Raw genomic sequence first — 2,704 nt, forward strand, 5'->3', positions numbered from 1 at the left:
GCGACCAAGGTTTGAAGTTGGCCGATTACGATACGCTCACTCACGATTGGTCGGTTCAGGATCAAAGCGGCGAAATCCGGCCGTTAGCGGCGGTGCTGTCGGCCAACGCCACCCATAGGGCAGAGTTAGCCAGAATCGCCGCTTTGGAAGAAGCGTTCGTCGTCGATTGGCGAACGCATATGGCCCGTCAATTCGTCAACGCCGGATTTACCCAGCTCGACGACGGGCGTTTCGAAAAAAAACCGGAACTGGACTTAAATTACGATTTTTTTCACTACGACGCGTATTCGACGCCCATGTCCGATCAAGAATATGGTTACCTTGGCTCGTCGCCCTGGGAAATCAACACGCTGGGCAGTAAAACCGTGGCACTGTCCGATTTGGATAGCGTAAGAGGATTCGACCGGCATTCCACCTATGCTAGTCAAGACGTTACCGTCGGCAATTGGAGCACGACGCAGTTCGATTCGACCCGTGATATCTATAGTTCCAGCTATATTTATCGTAGTAAAATTGTTTCGCTGCCGACCGGAAACGGCGGCGCGGGAATTGGCGTTCCTGTCGGTACTAATATTTATCCGACAGGTATACCTGGGCAATACAAACTCACTTGGTACGATATCAGCAAAACGTTTAAGTATACTCAACAGCAATTTCACTTAGACGGTCATGTGGCTGTCGAGATTATCAATCCGGGTACCGGCCCGGAAACGGACGGGCTGGCGCTCGGAAGGTCGGTTAGAGCCGGCAGCGCTTTACCCGGCAATGTGACGATCGGACTGGAAAAGAATTCCATTGCGTTTAATTTATTGAACGTTAGCGGCACGGAAGACGACGATATCATTTCCTTCGAATATAACTCAGCACCCGCCGTAATCGTTAAGGCCGGCGGGGGCAACGATTTTGTCGATGCATGGAACTGGTATGGCGAAGGCAATGAGGATGCGGTGGCGTTTCTGGACGGTGGCGACGGTAACGACATATTGATGGCGACTTCGGGCGACGATGTATTAATCGGCGGTAGCGGTGTCAATTATCTGTTGGGCAAAGCCGGCAATGACCGTTATATGTTGTCGGCAACGGGATTCGATATCATCGATCTTGAGTATGATATCGATATTATCGCTCCTGGGTATGGATTCGCTACCATCGCTCCTGAGTATGGAACCGATTACCTGACTATCACCGAAAGCGGCATCGATATCTTGGAATTGCCGGAAGACGTCACGCCGGCAATGTTGACGACTCGTTTCAGTGCGGTATTGGTCAACGGCGAACAAATACCCACCTTGGAATTGAGTTGGCAAGGGCAGGCGCATACTGCGATTATGCTCGCCAATATCGATGACCGATCCGATATAACCCCGTTCGAAAACGTGACTTTGTTATTCGGCGACGGCAGTGAAAGCACTTTGGACGAACTGCTCGCTGCCACACCGCCCGGTTTTAACGACTTTTATGTCTGGGGCGAACCGTTTGTTCCGCCCACCGACACGGGATTTATCGAAGAATGGCAGTTGCCGTTACCAACCGCCGAATTTTCCATAGGCATGGGCTCGGTTACCACCCGCGATTACAGCGGCGGAATCGTATTCGATCCGTCGATCGTCTCCGACGACGTTACGTTGCTTAAATCCGGAAACGATTTATTGGTTAGTGTCAGCGGTGGCACGGATTCGCTTCGTCTCGTCGATTGGTATTTGCAAGACTACGAACCCTGGATGATTTTCGACGACGATGAGTGGAGTTATTATCAAGCGTCGGAAATTGGAACGACGCTCATCGGTACGGCTGGCGGCAATACTATGACAGCTTTGGACGATTATGGTTGGACATTGCTGGGTAACGCCGGCAACGACACGCTCATCGGCAATGCAGGAGACGACGTTCTGGTCGGCGGCAGCGGTTCGGATATCTTATTCGGCGGCGACGGCGACGATACCTTTGTGGTCGAAGGCGTCGATAATGGTTACGACCGCTTCGAAGGCGGCGGCGGTTTCGATACGATTGTGGGCGGCGGGGGCGACGACCTGATTCGGTTGCATCAATTCGGCGGCGACTATATGGTCGAGCGTATCGACGGGGGCTTAGGTTTAAATACTATCGCCGGCACGGGGTACGGGGATACCATTGACCTATCGGGCACCGAAGTGCTGAATGTTGCGGCAATCGACGGCGGCGCCGGCAACGACACGCTCATCGGCAATGCAGGAGACGACGTTCTGGTCGGCGGCCGCGGTTCGGATATCTTGTCCGGCGGCGACGATACCTTTGTGGTCGAAGGCGTCGACAGCGGTTACGACCGCTTCGAAGGCGGCGCCGGTTTCGATACGATTGTGGGCGGCGGGGGCGACGACCTGATCCGGCTGCATCAATTCGGCGGTGCCTATGCAGTCGAACGCATCGACGGGGGCCTGGGATCAAATACCATCGCCGGCACCGGATACGGGGATACCATTGACCTATCGGGCACCGAGCTGCTGAATATTGCCGCGATCGACGGCGGCGCCGGCAACGACACGCTGACCGGCAGTGCGGCCGGCGACGTTCTGATCGGCGGCAGCGGTTCCGACACCTTGGCGGGCGGCGACGGCGACGATACCTTTGTGGTCGAAGGCGTCGACAGCGGTTACGACCGCTTCGAAGGCGGCGCCGGTTTCGATACGATTATGGGCGGCGACGGCGACGACGTCATCCGGCTGCA

At 55.1% G+C, this 2,704-nt stretch carries 1 protein-coding gene; it reads left to right on the forward strand.

Annotation, left to right across the window (positions count from 1 at the left end; genetic code table 11):
- Positions 1–2,704 (forward strand): calcium-binding protein (locus ACW73I_RS22910; protein WP_458031828.1); only part of this gene is annotated, 2,704 nt, incomplete at both ends.

It is taken from the genome of Methylomonas sp. MgM2, from assembly GCF_054172045.1.